This is a genomic window from Acinetobacter sp. (assembly GCF_049284435.1).
In the GTDB taxonomy this organism is placed as follows: Bacteria; Pseudomonadota; Gammaproteobacteria; order Pseudomonadales; family Moraxellaceae; genus Acinetobacter.
Window position 1 is genome coordinate 1 of the sequence record NZ_JBAPXX010000124.1, and the last position, 1942, is coordinate 1942.

4 protein-coding genes are annotated in these 1942 nt (G+C 42.8%); 3 read left to right on the forward strand and 1 reads right to left on the reverse strand.

Features of this window, described 5'->3' with window-relative positions; all coding sequences use genetic code 11:
• Positions 1-528, forward strand: a 528-nt coding sequence (gene dsbG / locus WAK81_RS10960) for a thiol:disulfide interchange protein DsbG (RefSeq protein WP_422196835.1), incomplete at its 5' end; no start/stop codon positions are given.
• A gap of 322 nt (positions 529-850) precedes the next feature.
• Here dsbG and WAK81_RS10965 read toward each other — a convergent pair.
• The gene (locus tag WAK81_RS10965) at positions 851-1159 is read right to left on the reverse strand and encodes a metalloregulator ArsR/SmtB family transcription factor (RefSeq protein WP_422196836.1); all 309 of its coding nucleotides are present in this window, start codon (positions 1157-1159) and stop codon (positions 851-853) included.
• Between the two features lie 120 nt (positions 1160-1279).
• Here WAK81_RS10965 and WAK81_RS10970 point away from each other — a divergent pair, with 120 nt between their 5' ends.
• Both WAK81_RS10970 and WAK81_RS10975 read left to right on the forward strand, forming a co-directional pair.
• Entirely contained in the window at positions 1280-1696 is a 417-nt protein-coding gene (locus WAK81_RS10970; protein ID WP_422196837.1) for a YeeE/YedE family protein, read from the forward strand.
• A gap of 1 nt (position 1697) precedes the next feature.
• On the forward strand, positions 1698-1942 hold a 245-nt coding region (locus WAK81_RS10975), incomplete at its 3' end, for a DUF6691 family protein (RefSeq protein ID WP_422196838.1).

Genomic DNA, 1942 nt, shown 5'->3' on the forward strand with positions numbered 1-1942 from the left:
GAACTGTTTGATGCGCAAGGGAAAAGCCTTTCCAATGAACAGATTGAAAAGCATATGAAAAAAGCGGTATTGGACGATGTCTGGAAAACCCTGGAAAAATCGACCTGGATCCAGGATGGCAAGCCAGATGCACCACGGGTGGTTTATGTCTTTTCCGATCCGAATTGTCCATATTGCTATAAATTCTGGCAAGCGGCTCGGCCTTGGGTCGAATCAGGCAAGGTACAGTTGCGTCATATTCAGGTCGGTGTGATCCGTGAAGAAAGCCGTGGCCAGGTGGCAACACTGTTGATGTCGAAAGATCCAGCGGCATTTTTTAACGATATAAACAAGAATAAAGGCAAAAAGCAGCTCAAGAAAATGGCAAAAATTCCTGCCGAAATTGCTGCAAAAATTGATGCCAACCAGGCCCTGATGGGGAAATACGGCTTTTTCTCCACACCGTCGATGATCTGGAAAAACAATCAGGGTGAATTTAAATCTACTCAAGGCTTGGCGATGGACGTTAAAGAGATTTTTGAACAATAAGATCGGATGAGATATGTCAACTTTGGATCATCCACGGGTACTGTTTTCTTTGGAATGAACCGCTCTGGCATAGAACCGGAGTGGTCTGACATTAATTGCATTTGGTTTCGTGATTGAAAAATCCAACCTGCTATTGCAATTAGGCGATCATTAACGTTATGCATAAAAAATAGCCTATGCATAGTGGATGGGGATTGGCGTCACTGCGACCGGCGGAATTTATTAAAGGTTATTATACTCAGCATCCTGTATGGCTAAACCTGTTTACTACTTTTAGCGGGCTGCTTCTGATGATTTCTTTTTGGATGCACTAAGAAGAGGGTTAGGCGCAATACAGCTCGTACAGCTTTTGCATCAGGCTCAAGACCTTGGGATCACTCAGACGATAGAAAATCTGTTTGCCCTCACGTCGGGTGCTGACCATGTCGGCCTTACGTAGCACAGTCAGCTGTTGTGAAAGTGTGGGTTGATGAATATCGGTAGATTCTTCAATTTCCTGAACATTCATTTCCCCGTCGACCAGGACACATAAGATTTTCAGACGATCAGGATTGGCTAAAACTTTTAGGCATTGGCTGACGAAATCGACTTGTGAAAAATCAATTTTGGCATTTGCAGCAATCATATCCATAAATGTCCTCAAAACTTTTGATGTAGCCCGTGCAGTTTACACAATTTACCATAAAACGGCTTGATTAATATTTTTTATTATATAATATTAAAAAGTATATTGTATAGAGATTGATTCATCATGCATGACTTCCTCATCGCATTTATTGGTGGCTTAATGCTCGGACTTTCCGTGGTTGGCTATCTTTACGTCAATGGCCGTATTGCAGGAATCAGTGGTTTGATTGGGCAAGTATTAAACTCAAAAACCATGTTTAAAACACCTGCAATCTGGTTTTTATCAGGCTTGATCATCACACCGTTTATTTATGGTCTGTTTGTACAACCTGAAATCGAATTGAACGCCAGCCCACTGATGATGATTGTGGCAGGTCTGCTGGTAGGCTTTGGGACACGTCTGGGTTCGGGTTGTACCAGTGGTCACGGAATTTGTGGCATCAGTCGCCTGTCTAAGCGTTCTATCATCGCGACCATGACTTTTATGTTTGCAGGTTTTGTCGCTGTTTATATTATCCGTCATATCACAGGAGCATTCTAAAATGAAAAATGTGTTTGCCTTTTTATTTGGTGCACTGTTCTCTGTGGGGCTGATGGTATCGGGCATGTCTAACCCTGAAAAAGTACTCGATTTCCTGGATCTGTTTGGCGACTGGGATGCCAGTCTGGCCTTTGTCATGATGGGCGCGATTGCGGTGGCCTTTATTCCCTTCCAGAAAGCATTACGTACGGCGCAACCGAAAACGGTATTTAATGAACCTATTGATTTACCTAAAAATAATCAGAT